This window comes from Acetobacter sp. (assembly GCF_047721705.1).
Taxonomy (GTDB): Bacteria; Pseudomonadota; Alphaproteobacteria; order Acetobacterales; family Acetobacteraceae; genus Acetobacter.
The window spans coordinates 1-17,313 of sequence record NZ_JBDNXK010000067.1 but is presented as its reverse complement, the minus strand read 5'-3'; the positions used below and the strand labels follow the sequence as shown (position 1 = coordinate 17,313).

Sequence of the window (17,313 nt, the reverse complement as noted above, 5' to 3'; positions counted from 1 at the left end):
CTATATGGCAGTATTTATTTTTTTTAATTCCCATTATAGTAATGTACTTTCTCCCAATCATCATTGCATATGCGCGTGATTCGTCAAGGAAAGCCGCTATTGCAGTCGTCAATGTATTCTTGGGATGGACATTCGTTGGATGGATTGCAGCGATTGTTATGGCTTTTTCATTCGAAAAAATGAGCGACTATAAACTTCGGATAGCAGCCATGCAGCGTATTGTGTCCGGACAGTGATTACTCCGGCCCTCCGGTGGTATCCGTTCCCGCCTTCACGCCACCGTGAGTATGACTATCAAGCGATATGCTCCCCGCGACCACATCGCCGGTTGCCTTAATACCGCAGTTAACCTCCATGCTTTCGGCATCCACGATAAATGCCCCCGTCGTTTTTACGTGGAAGTCACCGTCGATCCATCCGCAATACTCCGTAGGAGCAGCGTTCAGAGGACCGCCGATATAAATCCCATCTGCATAATCATTTTGCCTGAATGATCCGGGCCCAGATGCTGATCGGTTCTTTTTCACGCCGGATATATCCCGCTCGCAGACCAGCATCACGCCAATGTCTCCCGGCTGGGGGTCGCAGATAAATGCACGCGAGCCCCCTTGAAGCCGGATATAAGGAATATTGTGGATCACACCGTGAGGATAAGTGACACCGTTCCCGTCCTGCTGGTGTACCATAATCTGCACGTCGACAAATCCCACAGGGTTAAGTCCTTCCCCTTTCACGGATTTCACCTGAACCAAGGTCGACCCAGAGACGCGAGACAGGGCAGTTGCAACGATGGCGCTCAGTGCGGCGAAATGGTTGTTCGAATCCTCTGGCCGCTGGACGGGTGTGTAAGTTGTGTCACCGGGCAAAGTCGGATGTTCCCGTCTGGGTGGAGCGGCTGGCTGTGATCATTGTGAACCACGGACCGCCGAGAGTTTCGGACGCGATGCTGTGTCGCACATTCTGCACGATCCACACGCCCTCTGTTGCCGGACGCACAACTTCTCCGGCAGATGAGGCAAGCGGCACACCATAGTTCGAGATCATGGATGCGGGCGAATACTGGCTCTTGAGATTAAAAGCATCACGGAAATTGATGAGCGGGTTAAAAAACGTCTGCACATTGACGCCTCCAGCATAGTAGCTGGGATAATCGACCATTCCCGTTGCTTCAGAGATCTCTGGCAATCCTGATATGTCGCTCGGCAGAGCGAAGTTCTGCGGCCAGATCGAAAGCGTGTTCATGCTGACGAGCCACGAAATGCGAGCTGCGTTCGCGCAATCACGGATCTGATCGGTACAAGTCCCGGAAAAGTAGAGCGAACCGGGAAGAGCGGCATCCACGCCATTATTGTGGAACATCAGTCCAGCATTGACGGCAAGCGTTGCCATGATGTCCTGCACGCGCGCTCCATCAGGATAAGATACAGGAGACGCAGGTTTGGCGTTGATAGCCCCCATTGATAGGCCTGTGACATTGAACGCTACATCCGGAACCCCTGAGAAATCCACAAATGCTTGAACAATATCGCCTTGAAAAACTGGGCGCAGTGCTTCCCCTTCTGCCCCGGCTTTAACAGTGATGGAGTTGAGCGTCTGAGCAATGAACCCCGTCTGGGACGTAGATAACTGGTTCATCCGGCTCAGGGACATGCCGTAGATGCGTATCTGACACATCACGCCGGACTCTAGCCCCCCGGACGCTATATCGCAGATCACAGCATGGTTCTTCAGCGTGACCGTTGACCCGTCACCGTAGAAGGTAAACGTCACCTCGACCTTACGCCGCGCCAGATCAGACATTCTGTCCCTCAACGTAGACCAGTTGATAGCGCGCACCAAGGCCATCATACGTCGGATCAGAGGTCCCCTGCGTATCGACAAACGCCAGATCGCCAGAGAACCCGAGATAGGGATAGCGCACAAGCCACGTCCGGTCCTGACATAGAACGCCTGCGCACTTCATGGTCCCGGACAGCCATATCGTTGCATACAGTCCTGTGCCGCGCTGCTGAAGGTTGATCTGGACCGACACGCCCGAAAGCGTGGTTTTGATGGACTGATAGGAAACGGCATTGAGGGGAACAATTGTGGCCATCAGTAGATATTGCCCTCAACTATATTGGCCGATTGCGTCTGCACGTTGCCGCTATTCTGCAACGATGCCCCCTGTGGGTCCTGTGTCGGGATAGCGGTAGCGACAATCGTATCGAGTTTTATCTCCTTCAGGAAAACCCGAGCGAAAACGATTGAAGCGCCACCGTTCTCATTTGACCGGAATATTTCGTATCCCAAGATATTTACGTTGAGGTAGGTCCGCTCTGGCATTGTAACATTGTAGAGGTTCAGATCCCCCGCAATCGTATTCAGCGTATCCACGAAATTTTTGCGGACGGCGGCAGCACTATCTGTCAGCCCGAGACGGCCCTGCTTGAGATAGTTGATGATCTGCTGCCCGGCACCTTCACCAACGCCAATATCCGGCGTGGATCCATCGCATACCAGCGTGATCTCATGATCGTTCGGATGCCGGACCTTGTTATAGGAAGAAAATGCACCGTTTTCCTGTGGCGCAAACGGCAGCTCGCTCATCGCGCGAACCCCATAGGATTCCACATGCGCTGAAATGAGAACGGGGGCATTCGCCGTCGTGTAAATTCCCCACTGTTTGGCCGCGAGCATCACGAGATAGTCTGAAGCTACTTCACCAATGGTAGAAGAAGCAGACGCCTCGACAGCTCCCAAAAGAGATGGCACCCCCATCATGGATGGAATATCCCAAACGGCAGGCATGGAGACAGGGAACATTACTGCACACCTCTCGACGCCAGCCGGGCCAAAATCTGCGGACTATTGAAGGTATCAGCGATGGCAGTTTTGATTGCTGCACCTGTTGCCCTCGCGTCGCTGCCGGGCGGCACATTCACGGTGACAGGCGCGCTCACATGCACATCGCCGCCCGTGTTGTTCGTTACTGAGGACGCCGCACTGATCGCTGCACGGGACGCGTTCAGGTTCGATAGAACCCCATCGGAATAGCGTGTCCCTGGTGTCCCAAATGCATCGCGACCGACAAGGCCGGAATTTACCCAACCGACTGCGCCTCCTGCCCCCTGATTGTGGGCATAGGCAATATCAGCAAGCTGCTGCGCTTTCGATGACGCACGGAACTTCGCGCTGTGAGTCGAAAGATACTTCGCGTTCAGGGCGCTGTACGCCTCGAAGAAACGCTCCTGCATCTGCGGGTCGTGCAGAAACTGATCCTGCGATGGGTTGCTCTCACCCAGATATGCAGCTGCGTCAGAGATTGCCCCCCGGCTCATCTGATAGCGTCCGGCATACTTTCCGCCAGCGCCCCCCATCTGATCGTAACGCGCCTTCTCTATCCCGGCCACTGTTCGCGCATAGGTATCGTATTGGTCCTGCGTGATGCCTAGTTGGGAAAGAATTGCTCCCGCTTTGTAAGGGACCCCAGCAGAAGCCATGGCCTGCTGGCGGAATGTGCGCCCGATGCCCAGCTTTCTCGCCGTCCAGTCATCAAACTCAGACGCAGCCATGCTGTGGTCATCAATCCACGTGCCTGCTTTGTCGTTGGGATCGACCGCTGAAACGCCTTCATGAGCAGCGAAACCTGCGGCTCCTATACCGAGCAGCCGCGCTAAAGCGGATCCGCCTACACCGGCAGCGGCGGAAAGCATGCGGACGTTCCCCAAAACCTGTAGGAAGCGTGAGCCGATCCAAAGAGCGAACAGGCCTTCCGCGACATTCTTCCATCCACCGACGGCCTTAGCCGCATCATCGGCGCCAGACGCAAAGGCTTTCACGTCCTCACCAATCTCGTGCCAGTCTATGGATTTGAGATATTCCTCCCACGACTTCAGATCATTCCCGATGCCGCGCCAGTCGATCGCCTGTACAGCGTCACCGAATTCCTTCACGTAGGTGGATATGTCCTGCCGAAGCCATGCCTGATTCCGGTCCACGACACCGCTGAGCCAGCCCATCAGTTCATGCATTGTGGGGGAAAGATCGGTCATGATCGAGCGACCGAACGCTTCTGACTGCGCGGTCAGCTTCGTCCAGTCCTCATAAAGCTGCGCCGAAGCCTTCGTGTCACGCTCGGTCGGCGCATACTGGCGCAGAGCATCGTAGAGCCGCTTTACCTTGTCGGGCCCCTCCTCAAGAAAGTTGATGAACCCCTGAGAGAAACCAGCCTGCGAGGCAATGGCAGAGAACTGCTGCGGCCCAAGCGCCTGCGCTGATCGCGCCAGATCAGGTATCAGCTCGTCCATCTCACGCATCTGACCGTTTGCCTTGGTCAGATTGACGTGCAGAAGCGAGAACGTCTGGGCTAGATGCTGGCGCCCCTCCACGGTCTGGAACTGCGAGACGAGCGCACCGAAAGAGGATGACACATCCTGTGCCGTTGCCCCTGTGGCCTGCGCCGCCTTCTGCCATGCCGTCAGGCTGTTTACGGACGTTCCCAGATTGCGGGCCATGTTCCCGGCGGCGACATTGGCGCTCGTCGTGCTGGAAATGAAATCTTTGAGGCCACGCCCTGCCGTCAGGACGGCAAGGAATGCAACCGCCTGATTGCGGGCCTTGGAGAACGCATCAGATGCCGAGTGGCCCATCTTGCCAAAAGTGACATCGAGGCCTTTGGCTCCCTTATCCAGATTGGCAAGCGTGCCCGTTGCCTGCTTGCCGCCTTTGGCCAGACCTTTCGCATCCAAACCAAGCTGGACAACGAGAGAATCAATGATGGTTGCCATTATGTGCCGTTGAACCGTTTCACGATTGCTATCTCCAGCAGATCGAGAAACCCCTCGCTGTCGTAGATTGTCTGCAATTCATGCAGTGTGGCGACCCCCTCGCTCACAACGAGGGCGACACCATCGCTTATGTTCGGGGTTCGGGCGATTGGGCGCTTTGGTCCGGCGTTCCCAACATGAGGTAGAGAAGGGAGAACAACCGGCTTACGCCCTTGAAAAAACCCACATGGAGAGAAAACGCCTCCTTTTGCAGCCAGCCTACCGTCTCGATTTCAACGATGTCGGTTTCATGAAGTGGTCGCCGGATAGCTGCATTGTTCGGGTCGGGCTGGACCGTGATGCACTTCATCAGTTGGTCGAGAAGAACGTCAGTTTTGGTCGGGTCCATGATCCCGAAGATGTTGATCCCGGCAGCGGCTACGCCAGCAAGGCCATCATCGGCGTTCAGGCCAGCAAGATCAGCTCCAGAACTGATCGCCGCCTGCATCACGTGGCGCCCCCATTTATCCGCGGCGAAGGCATTCATGCGCGTGATGACGAACACCTTCCCCTTATCGTCACCGTCCATCGGAACAGTGACGACTTTCTCAAGAATAGCCATCAGATACCCGCCGGGAGCACGCGGCCCCAATTCACCTGAAACGTCCGCTCAGCCAGAGTTTCCTCTGCACTCGGCAGCATAGAACCGGTCAGGAACAAGCCATTGGTCAGCGTGTATTTGCGCCCGGTTGCCGTAAGCGTGATCATGCCATTCAGGCGGTATAGAGAGGCATTCGCTATCTGAGCCGAAATGATCGCCTCAAACACGACGACACTATCGCTTGATGCTGAGAGGGTAATCGTCTGCTGCACCGGAGCATATCGGAAGCCAGCATTGTAATAGCCGTCAAGCGACATAGACCCGACGCCCATCTCCTGATTTTCGATGTCCCATGCACGGGAGGCACCAAAGTTCTGGAGTGTGACCGGGGCGTTATAAAGGCTCGGCACGGTAATCGTGAAGATCGCATTGGCCGAGGTAATATCAAGTCCCATGATTACTGCACCTCGACGCTATTGAGTTGGATGGACTGCACGCTCTGACCATCTGCGTACCAAAGCTGGCACGGCGGTGTCTGGCGCTTGATGCGTAGAGAGGACGATGCCGTCGATATATTGGGCTTCAAGTAATAACCCTGCGTGATCACTGTATCTGCTGCCGTCGCATTGCCGGCCGCATTGTTGATCTGCTGCTTCTGAGAGGTGGACAGGTTCACCCCCGTACGGAACGCGCCAAACGAAAGCGCTTGCGAGAAGGTATCCTGCAGCGCGTTTTCAACCAGCGTGTCTCCCTGCGTGTTGTAGGGAATATTCCCGTTGTTCAATAGCAGATTGATGAGATCGCTGGTCAGATTGCTGTTGAGCCAAATCTGATTGATGTAACTATCGGCCCATAGGAAGCGACCCGAAACCGCGCCATCACGCAGGAACTCAAACTGGTCCCCGCCGTTCGCGTACTGGCCATAGAAGCTGTATCCATTGGAGAGAAGGGTATTCGCCGTCACGCCATCCGTGACACTCGGCGTCACGAGGCTATTCCGCATGAACGCCAGCGCTTGCCGCCCATTGGTCGTATTGAATGACAGGCATGCCATCCATGCCAGAGCCAGTGCCGCAGCGGCGGGGTCTTTATAGACTGCTGTGATGCCATCAAGCCCTTGCGCGGACAGCCATCCTCCAAAACTGGATGCCCCGGCTGACGTGGACAAGGCATTGGGATCCGTATCCCAGATCACTCCCCAGATGGTGAGAGACTGCTCCGCGATCCATGTTGCAATTTCCTGCTTCTGGGCAAGTGTAGGTTCGAATGCCAAGCTCAGGCCATGCCAACCTCCGTTGGCCTGCAAGATATCCGTCAACTGAGATGAAACAGTCGTATCACCCATAGTCACTGCATCACCTCCGAGCGTGACCTGAGATCCGTTCATCGTGACATTGCCGCCCGATGACACTGCCCCGGAGAAGCCACCAAACAGAAGTGTGGATGGCGTCATGGCCGCCGTTTCATGGCCGCTGAAGTAAACCGCTGCCATCGCATACTCGGTGGAATCAGAGCCAAAAGCGACAGCCACGGACGCTAGAGAAGAAAACGATTTAACCTCTCCTGCCGGCACCGCTGAAGCGTTCGTTGTGAGGATCAATCCAACGAGATTGTCGAGGCCCCCAGCCGGAGACAAGACACCTGGCGTCACGGACACGACTTGCGTAATAGGTATGCCGCTCACGGCTTACTCCTGTTCTGGATAGGATGTATCGACCTCGATCAGATCGACCGAGAGGGAATCTGCGAATTGCTGGGGAACAGATACGGTCAGATTGACCTGCATCGTCAGATCGACAGACCAGCAATCCTCATACTGGCGCTCGCCATTTATGAATCCGAGTTGCCGCGTCGAAGAGGTGTAGAGCGGTGTGATAGGGATTGGCTGCGCGCGGAAATAATCGACGGCTTCCATATCTCGCCATAGGGCTGTGATCAGCTGCATCTGATTGCTGGACGCCTGACCGAACACACTGACCTGCATGGTCAGTTTGACCTGCTCTTCCACCACACGCGTGGTATCAGTGTAGGACCATCCATTCGTTGCGATGCGATCTCGTGCAATAATCGTCATGACGGCGAACGGATCGAGAGGTGCAGCAGCGCGGTTCTGTTGTCCTTGAATTACGCGCATACAGTCAGGAAGAATGGACAAGAGCCATGCCCGCATGGCCGTGTAGATGTCTTTTTCGGTTGGCGTTACGACGTAGAGGGGAGTTGCCGAACCACGAGAACCTTTGACCATTCCCCGTTACCCCATTCCTCCAACTGCTGCGCGATGAGCCAGTCAGAGCCGTAAAATGTCAGGATATCTCCACCAATTTGCAAAGGACGGTTCAGCGCCTTTGCCGCTCCGAACAGATATACGGAGCGCATATCTTCCTGCTGATTGATGTTCTCTATCTGCTTCAGGTCTGCCGAACTGACAGCCTGCACCTCAATATCAACAAATACTGTCTGGTATTGCGTGTTTGGCGATCCGTCTGCGTTCTCAAAATTGCCTGTGCTAACCCTGATTGCAGCTTGCGTATGAGGGTTCACATTCGCGCACATCGGAATGGCGAGGCCAAAAACATCAATCACCTCCTGACCCTTTCTTCACCTCAGAAGTCACTGATCGCAGCGTTTGCCCCGACCATACGAGAGGCTTACCCGCAGGCCCCGTTTCCCCTGCCTCCAAATCAGTAACGGCTTTAAGAAAGTCGTCTTTTGTATAGTCGCCAGTTGGGAAGCGATCCTTCAGAAGATTGGTCAGGGGCCGATTGGGGGGCGCATCCATAGCGACGATTTCTTCGCGCATCTGAGAAGCCATCTTCTCCCCACACATGCCGAGCGCCTTCTCAACATCGAAGTCGGACGCTTTCAGGGCTGCAGCCAGCATTTTGGGCCACTTGTCCTTGTTGTGCGCGATCGTGTTCCGCATGAACGGACGCGGGGGCGCCGTCTTGTTACCGAATTCGTTCCATGCGGCGACTTGTGCGACCGGCGTTCCGTCTGGATAGGTCTCGCCTTCTAAGAACCCGACGTTGGTGTGCGCGCCTTGTTCGACTTTCTTCCGTAGCTGAGCGATAGCAGCCTTCCAGCCGGGCCCTCCAGTGGATTTCATGGCCATATGCGTGGTCTCGGTGATCGACCGGACACGAACGACATCTGCCGGAGATACCGCGTTGCCACCCAGAATGCCGCACCATACTGCGTCTGGTTAAACCATCCGGCATCTGCGGTCTGTGGCCCCAAATCCGTAGATATAGAGACACTCCCACGAGATGCTGATGCTACACGCCCAACAGCACCGCCCAATCCACCCTGCGACGTTGGCAGATTGAGCGTAGCCAGATGCGCCACAAGCATCCCGAGCAGGACTGCGCGCTTGCGCACATCCCGCACGATGCTCATGGGCGTGTTGTTCAGATACAGACCAGCCTCATCGAAATAAGACTCGGCCAGATCCTCACCCACATTACAGGCCAATGCGGGATAGCGCTGCGACCACACATTGTAATCGAACGTGGCAACGCCCGGACATGGCGTGGTCGCGTCACTCATCAGGCGGAAGCCTCAGCAGCTTCGATACCCTTCTTCTTTAGTTCCGCAGGGTCGATAGGCTCAAAGCCGGTCTTTTCCTGAGATAACTCAGAAGATTTCGCATCAGCCTTCGCCTCTGTCAGTTCTGCAAAGACACAGTGGTTCTTCACCAGATCGCTGTCCTTATGCTGAGCGAGCCACGCATCCCAAAAGGACTTTTCAACCTGTGTGCGGCCAACACACCCCAGCATCACGTTATCCTTGGGGTGATAGTTCGGAGCACGATTTGCGCCGTTGATCACTACCTCCTTCACGTATCCGGTAGGGCTACGATCCGGGGTTCCAGCCTTACTCAGTGCAGCGCGGCGCGCCACGTCTCCCTCAGGAGTAAGGCGCAGGCGCAGCCCGTGAGGCAGACGGCAGCAAACGGTTACGGTGTCAGCCATGATTAAATACCCACCATTTGTGCAACAGCCATTGGACGCTTCCAGATCGTGCCCCATCCACCACGAGACATTTTCTGCCGCGCATTGGTGGAATACTGCTCGAGACGGTGCATAGTCAGACGCTCAGTGAACGAAGTGGTGACGGTCTCAACGCCGTCCACTTCAGGAACAAACATCTGCATGACGTTCGCGCTCTGGTAGCCGCCAGACATGGTGACGCCCGCCTCAGGCAGGAATACTCGCTCCATATTCGGCCACGACTTCTTCAGCATGTCCTCGAGTGTAATGCCGAAGCTGTTGGTGTAGGTCATGACCGGCGACAATTCGGACGGGATCACGGCCTTGACCCGCGTCTCATTGTCGATGTTACCCATCATGGCTTTGTTGAGGGCGGCGAATAGATCCACGAAATCAGTGTAGACCGCGTTCGGATCGCTCGTGCTGAGCCATGAGGTGTTTGTGCCGGTTTTCACAGACGCAGTGATGGCAGCCGGAAGTTCCGGATCATTCAGGGCGCCGTAGTTCTCAAGGCCACTGACGCCATACAGATTGATGAGATTGGCCTGCTTGGCGAGAACTGAAGACCCAGCGGTGCGCTGCTCAGCGATCCAGTCGATGTTTCCCATACCCATCATTTCGGCTTCCAGATCGCCGTATTTGGCCCAAGTCTGGAAGGAGAATGACTGGCGGTTCACCCAGTTGGCGTTTGAACTGGAATCTCCAGCCTGCTCGTAGTCACCATACGCGACAGCATAGCCAGATGATTCGATGACCGGAAACATGACCGTTTTGAACCGGCGGTCACCCTTCTTCTCGGAGCCGTAAATCTCCTCAGACTTAACCGGCGTGATAAGCTGCCGGATCAGCTGCGGGTCCACCATCGTGTTGATGACGGCAGGGACGCCACTGTTCGGCGCGGTGACGGCGGAAAACACTGGCGCAGCGTCGTAGGCGTTGCCGCGTTCACCCACATAGTGCGTCACACCGGGTAGATTTATGCCCCAGTCCTGAGCGAGACGGGCCGCATCTTTGCGGAAGGTCGCCATTATTCGTTGCTCCCAGAGATAGGCGCAACTGCGCCAGAAATGATGATTATCGCGCCCGCTGCCCCGCCTTGCGTGACGACGAAGCCTGTGGCGACATGTCCGCTCGGAGTTGTCCCAGCGGCACCAGTTGCGATGCTGCCATCCGTCGTTGATGCGTAGACAGCCTGCCCCGGTGTCGCTGCCGTGCTAGACACAGCGAAGTAATCTCCACCAGTCATAAGCTGCACGTTCCAGCCATCGATCAGCGTCATCGTGCTTTCGCCGAGATACTCGGTGATCAGGCCGGTCTGATCGCGGAGAACGAAACCTGTGGGAGCTTCTGAGCCAACGGGCTTATTCAGGACGGTCACGCCATCGGCTTGCACCCACCCAAATGCGCCGACGGTTACGCCTGCTGCCCCTGCGCGGAATCCGAGAGGCCCGGGAATGGCGGAGCGCCGTGGATTGGCTGACGCAATGGCGCCCAGAAATCCCATCGTCCAACTGTAATTGATCTTCTTGGGGAAACCCATCTGGGCCGCTCCTTACGCTTTACGACGAGCGGAAACGCCCGCCAGAGGGGAATCACTGTCAGGCGCTCCATCCATCGCCACGCGAGGCTTTGGAGCGCGGGACGAAAGAGCCATCTGCACCATGGCTGGCAGAGCAGACGGGTCGACCGCAGTTGCATCCACACCGACGCTTTTCAGAGCGTAGCGATAGATGTCCGGGGCATTATCCATGCCAACAACATCGCCGACGAGAGGGCGCACGGCTTCGCGGGCATCTTGAGCGAGACGGTTGCGCTTACGCTCTTTGGCGACAGCGGCATCAATCGCAAGTTTTACGGAAGCGGCGTCCATGCCTTTCTTCTCGTCTTTCTTGTCGTCGTCTTCGTCACTATCCTCGGCCTGGTCATCATCTTCATCGTCGTCAGAATCCTCGGCCTTTTTCTTGGCCTCTTCTTCCTTCGCCGCCTCTTCGTCAGCCGCTTTCTTCTCAGCGTCCTCGCGGGCCTTCTTCTCTTCTTCGGTCTCGTCCTCATCCATGCATTTCTTCACATCCTCTTCTGATGCATCCATGCCGAGGCGGCCATCCTTCAAAGCTGCCGCAATGCGGCCCGCTACTGTCATGGGCTTGCGAACAGCCATGCTTTTGTTCTCCAATGTGATGGGTGCGGCATCGCCAATGATGGCAGTCTGCACGCGGGGATTTTCGACAAGCGCAAGATGATTGAAGCGAATATCGACCATCTTGAGCGTGTATTTCTGGCCGCCGATCTCACCTTCTTCCGGAACAGCCGTGTAGGCGTAACCGGACGAGACGCAGCGCTTTGACCCATCCTCGATCCGCTTGATCGCGTCACCATCCCAGATGGACAACTCTCCCACGAGATCAGGATCTTCGAAGCGGACGTTGTTGACTGAGCCGACGGTTATTTCTTTCGGATGCTCGTCAGCGCTGATCGGCTGATGAACTTCGATAATCGGCTTCCCGTTCATACTCGGGGCCGCTTCGCGCAATGCATCAGCATCACGGTAGAGCCAATAGATCGTGCCTGGGTCCAGACCCAGCGCTTCCGCCCCTGGTATTTCTCTGCCATAGTAGGGCGACACCACCGCAGCGCTGATGACGCAGCGCTCAACGTGCAGGTGTCCGTCCGCGTCGATGCGTCGCACCGAGCGGTCGAAGGCCAGTTTATCAGTCATTTCTAGTCGTCAAATCCCGGAATAATCGGTGACGAAACACATCGGCAGTTAATGCACTCTCCGGGGTGTATCCACTCACCGTCGATATATGCACCTTTGTCCAGCTTGTATCTCAGCTTATCGCGCCCCGCTTTTACGTGGCTCGGACGCGGGTGCTTTCCACCAGCCGAATGAACCCAGATCGCTTCAGTCATCCCAAGCTCAAGCTGCCGCGTTCTGTTGATTGCTGACGTGGCCTTAGCGTTCTGGTCTCTGGCTATCAGCGCGGCACGTCGCTTGCTGACGCCATACTGCTCCTGAAGAGTATCACTCAGGCTCTTGAGGTCGCGCCCGTTCATCACGGACATATTCACGGCAGTCTCAATCCCTTTGAGATAATCAGAACTCATGCCAGTGATGAGGTTCACATTCTCAGCGATCGAGCGCCTGAGAATATCCTGCACACGCTCCGTAGGCTTGAACTGAACCGTGAAGCCGTTCCGCTTCAATTCGCTCTGAAATGCCCGTTGCGCGTGCCCCTGTGCTGACTTGGCGAACTGCTGCGCGATCCCCTGAGCGTCATCGCTAAACCGCTTGCGCCAGCGCTTTGTCAGGCCGTCCATGATGCTGACCATATCGGCTATCGGCGACGCATCCTGCGCTATCTGCGGTTCTGCCTTGGCGTATGCTTTGGCAAGATCACGGATGACCTCGTTGTGCATGCGCTCCAGCAGTTCCCGCATGGCGCGATAGTATTTCGCCTCGATGCCAGCGTTGGCCCGGACAGGGGCTATCCGCTTTCCTTGGGCTGACTGGCATGTGAGAGGCACTATTCTTCCTCCTCTCCACGCTTCAGCAGCCCTTCCAGACCTTCGCCGTCAACCTCTGGGTCAGGCGGATCGGGTGGTGGACCAGTCAGATCGACGTTGCGATAGTTGCTCTGCGGGTCCGCGGCCTGCCGTTCGCGAGCCTCTTCTGGCGACACAATACCGGCCTGCACGAGAACTGCGTCCTGATCCGCCTTGATCTTCTCGATTTCAGCGATCTGCTTCTCGTCCATCTGCCAGAGCGGCACGAACTCGAATGACAGATCAGGATCAATTTCGCCCCATAGATGGATCTGTACGGCCTCAAAGATCGTCTGCACGACCGGGCGCACATTCTCTTCCTGATAGGATGAAATTTCGTCGTAGAAGACACGGATTTCACCATCAGACGAGGCGTTCAGGCCCGTTGGCTGGATGCCGAACAGCTTGACGAGCGGGATTCCGGGGATGGACGCCTGCGCCTCCATGCTCTGCGCCTGTAACGAGTCCAGACCGCTCAGCGGCGTGGCGATGATCGCAGCATCCTCGCGTTCTTTATCCACAACGATAGCCGACTGTCCGTCAGCGGTGTCCTGCATGAAAGCAGCACGCCCCTGAACGGACTGCATGTCCACGTCGCCATATGGCATCGGCTGACCCGGCATATCCGCCTGCATATTCCCGGTCATATCCGTTTTCAGGACAATTTTCGAAAAATTGCGGACGATGTTCGCCGTTGAATTGCGCGTGCCAAGGTAGTTGTGGACGTAGGCCTGAAGCAACTGCGTCAGAGACTGGCCGCCAAAATTGAACGCTGGCGCCAGAATTTGCGACACCGGGAAAGGAACCGTCGTCAGCAGCCGCGATGAATGAATTTCAACGCCGAGCGCCCACCACGAGGTGGCCTGATAGAAATCCTCAGCCAGTACATTGTCGGAACTGTATCGGTTCGGTGTTGTCCAGATAGGCTCGATGTTTTTCAGACGTTCGAGCGATCCTTTCTTCATGCCGTTCGGGCCGATGACGAGTGGGATACTCTGCGCTTCAGATGTAGGGGAAGCGCCCTTGATGCCGATCCAGATATGGCCAAGGCCATACGTAAGGCCGTGGTAGATGTGCTTCTGGACAACGCGGCGCACATTGAGGCGGATAAATTCTGCCTCGACCTGCTTGATCTTTTCGGCGGCGCTATCGTTTTCGGCGGGGTCATTGCCCTGCTTGTCAGATCGGAACTTGATCCACTCCCGCACACATTCCTTCGAGATGACCTGACACGGCTTCCGGAACTCCGCGCGCTGCGCCATTTGAGCAAGCTGCGGATAGCCAAGGAACGCCAGTCCATCGGCGAAATAATTGGCAGCAATCTGGGGATAGCCGCCCGCGAATTCGGCAAGATCAGACGTTGATCCGCATAGCGCGCCATCCTGAGCCATACCGCCTGAACTATCACCCACAATACCTTTCGGCGGCGTATAGGGCGACAGGACCGACGCCATGTCCGGGGGTGCAGACACAGCATCACGGCGAAACGCGCGTATATTCATGCGTGGCGTTTGCTTCTGGGGAGCGACCGGCTCGACACGAACAGGAGGCGTCCGACGCTCCCGTTTGCGCGCGAACCAGTTTTTCATCTACGGCCTTGTGATCTATAGTTGGCGAAAGAGGGCATTTTTCGGCGATTCTGGATCAACGGAGCGAGCGCATACCGAAGCGCATCAATCCCGTGGTTCCACTTATCTTCCAGCTTCGGAAGGATAATCCTGCTGTCGCGTGGGTCCACCTTGTACGAATACATGCGGAACTCTTTAGCGACATTCTTGCATCGCGGATGAATTACGATCTTGCGAAATGCCTTTAGGCGCTCGACACCATCTTCAACGCTACCCGGCCACTTCTCGGCTGCCATGATGCGGAAGTGATGACGGTTCGCCATATAGCTGATCGTCTCGGGTCTAGCGCAATCAGCCAGTATCGGCCAGTCTCGTGATCCGGGCACCGTGTCGAACAGGCGCGGCAGCTCATCCATTTCGACGCCATATCCGAACGCCTCCTGATCGACATAGAGAACATCGTCAGTGATGAATGCCCGGACCAATGCCGTAGGGTCTTGCGAAAACCCCCAGTCGGCACCGTAGTAAAAACGCGCATCATGCGGAGTGTCGAATGGATCGAAGGAGACTCGGTGGCGGAATACAACCGCTTCACTGATCGTCCGACATTCGCCTTCCCATACGTGTTCGTATGCTTCAGGATCATGCCTAAGAAGCAGTTGGCGCTCAGCATTCAGTTCATCAGGGAACCACGGGTTATCCTGCCACCCCACCTTTCGGACAAGCGCGTTGCTTTCATTTTCCAGCATCCGCATCAGGCGGTGCATGGGGTCGTCGTCATGCTCCGGGTTGTAGGTAAACCATATCTCTGACCCTTCCTTTCGGATCGTCGGTATCAGGATATCGAGAGATGACTGGCTTACGGTCTGTCCTTCTTCCACCCAGCATATATCGACACCTTCAGTCGATTTAATCCCTTGGATGTTGCGAGCGAGGCCCTTAAACAGAAACTCCGATCCACACGATGACGATATGCTGGTCTCCTGCACCTTGAACCATTGCGAAAGGCCAAGGCCTTCGATCTGGTCAGCCAGCAGGCGCTTAACTGAATCGTTAATGCTGTTCTGGAACTCTCGGACGCATAGAACGCGAACGGGGCGCGATGCTGCGAGTGCTATCAGAACACGCGCAACAGTCCACGACTTCGACGATCCACGCCCACCATACCAAACGCGATAACGATAAGGATGCCCGAAGTCGCCAAACGCAGGCGGAATCTCAATCCGTGTCTGTGTCATCTGGTTTTTGATAGGTGGAGATTACGAGCGTTGGAGCTGGGAGGTCTTTTCCGCCTGGGCCCGTGTGCTCCTGCGTGATCTTGTCGCCGTAGACTTTCGGGGCACGCTTTGACATGACCCATTTGAGCGCATCAACATGCAATCGTTTTGCCGCCGCGTCCTCGGGACCAGCAGAACGCGCAGCAAGAAGCATTTCAGCCTCTAAAGCCTCTGCCCCGGTCTCGCGCGCGTGTGCGTATTGTGCAACTCTGCCGGGATCATTACGGATAAACTTCCGCAAACCTTCCCAGCTAGGCATACCCTCAACTTCGGAAATCTCACGAAGCGTCTTACCTTCTTCAAGAAGGCACAGGATATCATCCCATACTGCCGAAATATCATCACAACGCTTGATCGTTTTGACCGGCTTCTTCCCGGCCATCTCCAATCCTCCAAATAGAAAAAGCCACCCCATAGGATGGCTTGCACAATTTCTGCGATGTTAGGGGAATCAAGCACATTCTGTATAAACAGACAAGCCTATTTTCTCACGAGAGGATTTTGCTTTCTCGCGATAAGATTCAGCCAATTGTAGAAGCACCATTGAGCATTGCGATTTAATGCTCGTAATCGCATTAGTTCTAGCTGCTCTGGGGAAAATAATTGCCCCCATATCGCTAAAACTCATCTCATCGACCAGCATCATCTTCAGCCGCTGGTGGCCACACATTCCGAGCCTGCACCGGATCTCGCTTATCCGCACTGCCGCTTCAGCGCGCACCACGCTGAACGACACAGCATCATGCTTCAGACGGAGTGTGTTTGGATCGTGCCCTTCTGGCGGAGCTTCGTATGTGTTGTCCTGACCAAGACGGCTGAGCGTGTATCCTGTGAGATAGGCCAATTGATAATCGCGATACCATCGCTCTCCAGCATCGGCTTCCTCCTGTGTGATATCGCCAGACCGCAGCATTGCCGTGACTGTCGTCAGCACACGCGGCGGCACTCCTTTTTCGAAGAGCGACTTCGCCATCCTCTCCGGCGTTGGCTCGTTATCTTCAGCATGGCGGACCACGAACCTGCGCTTCTTTGCCACCATTAAACCCTCACCGCTTTTCTGAGCCCCGCTTCGATATTCCGCGCCACGCGCCAGTCACTTGGCGTCGCGGACGAGAAATACAGAGCGCCCGTCTTGTGTTTCCATCGTATGTGCCCGCTACGTGCCACTTGGGCAGTCCAGCCCAACGGTGCAAAGCGCCGCACCATTTCTCGGATTGTGCGTGATGGGAAGCGGATCATACCGAACGCGCGTCCTTCGCCCGCTCCACGATTTCCCGCTGCCCCTCGGTAAGCGCGACACCCATGCGGGCCTGCGCCACGGCACACGCTACGTTCCAGTCACGCGGCTGGGCCATGATGCCTGCGTTCGCCGTGTGGGCGTTGTTCGGCCATGTGTCGTCGGTCATCCCCGATCGTACCATGTCGTTTCCGGCTTGGGTACTGTTTTCGGTCATGCTGCTGACGCCCTCATCGGTTCACCTGCCGAATCACACAGGCCAGCGATGTGGCGGCCATCCAAATTGTGGCCCATAGCCATGATCCATGCAGATCGTTGGCAGAGAGCCCCACGCAAAACCCGCATCCGCA

At 56.0% G+C, this 17,313-nt stretch carries 23 protein-coding genes; 1 reads left to right on the top strand and 22 read right to left on the bottom strand.

Features of this window, described 5'->3' with window-relative positions:
- The coding region (locus ABF824_RS11655) for a superinfection immunity protein (RefSeq protein ID WP_415489193.1) at positions 1-236 on the top strand (236 nt) is incomplete at its 5' end.
- Here ABF824_RS11655 and ABF824_RS11650 read toward each other — a convergent pair.
- From ABF824_RS11650 to ABF824_RS11545, 22 genes are all read right to left on the bottom strand, one after another.
- Positions 237-866 (bottom strand): baseplate assembly protein, encoded by a 630-nt coding sequence (locus ABF824_RS11650; protein ID WP_415489192.1) that lies wholly within the window; start codon positions 864-866, stop codon positions 237-239.
- Positions 856-1,800, bottom strand: a complete 945-nt coding sequence (locus tag ABF824_RS11645; RefSeq protein WP_415489190.1) for a baseplate hub protein — start codon at positions 1,798-1,800, stop codon at positions 856-858. Before ABF824_RS11645 ends, ABF824_RS11650 begins: the two co-directional genes overlap by 11 nt.
- Entirely contained in the window at positions 1,793-2,095 is a 303-nt protein-coding gene (locus tag ABF824_RS11640) for a phage baseplate plug protein (protein ID WP_415489188.1), read from the bottom strand. Before ABF824_RS11640 ends, ABF824_RS11645 begins: the two co-directional genes overlap by 8 nt.
- A complete protein-coding gene (locus ABF824_RS11635) occupies positions 2,095-2,763 on the bottom strand; it encodes a hypothetical protein (protein WP_415489186.1) in 669 nt (222 codons plus the stop codon). The genes ABF824_RS11640 and ABF824_RS11635 overlap by 1 nt, the downstream gene beginning before the upstream one ends.
- A 41-nt stretch (positions 2,764-2,804) precedes the next feature.
- Positions 2,805-4,769: a hypothetical protein gene (locus tag ABF824_RS11630; RefSeq protein WP_415489184.1), complete on the bottom strand. Its 1,965-nt coding sequence runs from the start codon at positions 4,767-4,769 to the stop codon at positions 2,805-2,807.
- Positions 4,770-4,896: 127 nt separating this feature from the next.
- Positions 4,897-5,370: a hypothetical protein gene (locus ABF824_RS11625; protein WP_415489182.1), complete on the bottom strand. Its 474-nt coding sequence runs from the start codon at positions 5,368-5,370 to the stop codon at positions 4,897-4,899.
- The gene (locus ABF824_RS11620; RefSeq protein WP_415489180.1) at positions 5,370-5,804 is read right to left on the bottom strand and encodes a phage tail fiber protein; all 435 of its coding nucleotides are present in this window, start codon (positions 5,802-5,804) and stop codon (positions 5,370-5,372) included. Before ABF824_RS11620 ends, ABF824_RS11625 begins: the two co-directional genes overlap by 1 nt.
- 2 nt (positions 5,805-5,806) lie before the next feature.
- On the bottom strand, positions 5,807-7,033 hold the full coding sequence (locus ABF824_RS11615) for a DUF3383 family protein (protein WP_415489178.1): 1,227 nt from the start codon (positions 7,031-7,033) through the stop codon (positions 5,807-5,809).
- A 3-nt stretch (positions 7,034-7,036) separates the two neighbouring features.
- Complete coding sequence (locus tag ABF824_RS11610; RefSeq protein WP_415489176.1) at positions 7,037-7,594, bottom strand: LIC_12616 family protein; 558 nt, start codon at positions 7,592-7,594, stop codon at positions 7,037-7,039.
- On the bottom strand, positions 7,549-7,932 hold the full coding sequence (locus ABF824_RS11605) for a hypothetical protein (protein WP_415489174.1): 384 nt from the start codon (positions 7,930-7,932) through the stop codon (positions 7,549-7,551). Before ABF824_RS11605 ends, ABF824_RS11610 begins: the two co-directional genes overlap by 46 nt.
- Positions 7,925-8,455, bottom strand: a complete 531-nt coding sequence (locus ABF824_RS11600) for a hypothetical protein (RefSeq protein ID WP_415489172.1) — start codon at positions 8,453-8,455, stop codon at positions 7,925-7,927. The genes ABF824_RS11605 and ABF824_RS11600 overlap by 8 nt, the downstream gene beginning before the upstream one ends.
- On the bottom strand, positions 8,452-8,895 hold the full coding sequence (locus ABF824_RS11595; protein WP_415489170.1) for a DUF4054 domain-containing protein: 444 nt from the start codon (positions 8,893-8,895) through the stop codon (positions 8,452-8,454). Before ABF824_RS11595 ends, ABF824_RS11600 begins: the two co-directional genes overlap by 4 nt.
- On the bottom strand, positions 8,895-9,320 hold the full coding sequence (locus ABF824_RS11590; RefSeq protein WP_415489168.1) for a hypothetical protein: 426 nt from the start codon (positions 9,318-9,320) through the stop codon (positions 8,895-8,897). The genes ABF824_RS11595 and ABF824_RS11590 overlap by 1 nt, the downstream gene beginning before the upstream one ends.
- Positions 9,321-9,322: 2 nt before the next feature.
- A complete protein-coding gene (locus tag ABF824_RS11585; RefSeq protein WP_415489166.1) occupies positions 9,323-10,366 on the bottom strand; it encodes a hypothetical protein in 1,044 nt (347 codons plus the stop codon).
- Positions 10,366-10,878, bottom strand: coding sequence for a hypothetical protein (locus tag ABF824_RS11580; RefSeq protein ID WP_415489164.1), 513 nt, complete (start codon positions 10,876-10,878; stop codon positions 10,366-10,368). Before ABF824_RS11580 ends, ABF824_RS11585 begins: the two co-directional genes overlap by 1 nt.
- Positions 10,879-10,890: 12 nt before the next feature.
- The gene (locus tag ABF824_RS11575) at positions 10,891-12,054 is read right to left on the bottom strand and encodes a DUF2213 domain-containing protein (RefSeq protein ID WP_415489162.1); all 1,164 of its coding nucleotides are present in this window, start codon (positions 12,052-12,054) and stop codon (positions 10,891-10,893) included.
- 2 nt (positions 12,055-12,056) lie between these two features.
- Positions 12,057-12,863 carry a phage minor head protein gene (locus ABF824_RS11570; RefSeq protein WP_415489160.1) on the bottom strand — a complete coding sequence of 269 codons (807 nt, stop codon included), beginning with the start codon at positions 12,861-12,863 and terminating at the stop codon, positions 12,057-12,059.
- Positions 12,863-14,470 (bottom strand): DUF1073 domain-containing protein, encoded by a 1,608-nt coding sequence (locus ABF824_RS11565; protein ID WP_415489158.1) that lies wholly within the window; start codon positions 14,468-14,470, stop codon positions 12,863-12,865. Before ABF824_RS11565 ends, ABF824_RS11570 begins: the two co-directional genes overlap by 1 nt.
- On the bottom strand, positions 14,467-15,687 hold the full coding sequence (locus ABF824_RS11560; RefSeq protein ID WP_415489156.1) for a PBSX family phage terminase large subunit: 1,221 nt from the start codon (positions 15,685-15,687) through the stop codon (positions 14,467-14,469). Before ABF824_RS11560 ends, ABF824_RS11565 begins: the two co-directional genes overlap by 4 nt.
- Complete coding sequence (locus tag ABF824_RS11555; RefSeq protein WP_415489154.1) at positions 15,668-16,108, bottom strand: hypothetical protein; 441 nt, start codon at positions 16,106-16,108, stop codon at positions 15,668-15,670. Before ABF824_RS11555 ends, ABF824_RS11560 begins: the two co-directional genes overlap by 20 nt.
- Before the next feature lie 69 nt (positions 16,109-16,177).
- Entirely contained in the window at positions 16,178-16,699 is a 522-nt protein-coding gene (locus ABF824_RS11550) for a hypothetical protein (protein ID WP_415489152.1), read from the bottom strand.
- Between the two features lie 262 nt (positions 16,700-16,961).
- On the bottom strand, positions 16,962-17,180 hold the full coding sequence (locus ABF824_RS11545) for a hypothetical protein (RefSeq protein ID WP_415489150.1): 219 nt from the start codon (positions 17,178-17,180) through the stop codon (positions 16,962-16,964).
- Positions 17,181-17,313: the final 133 nt, after the last annotated feature.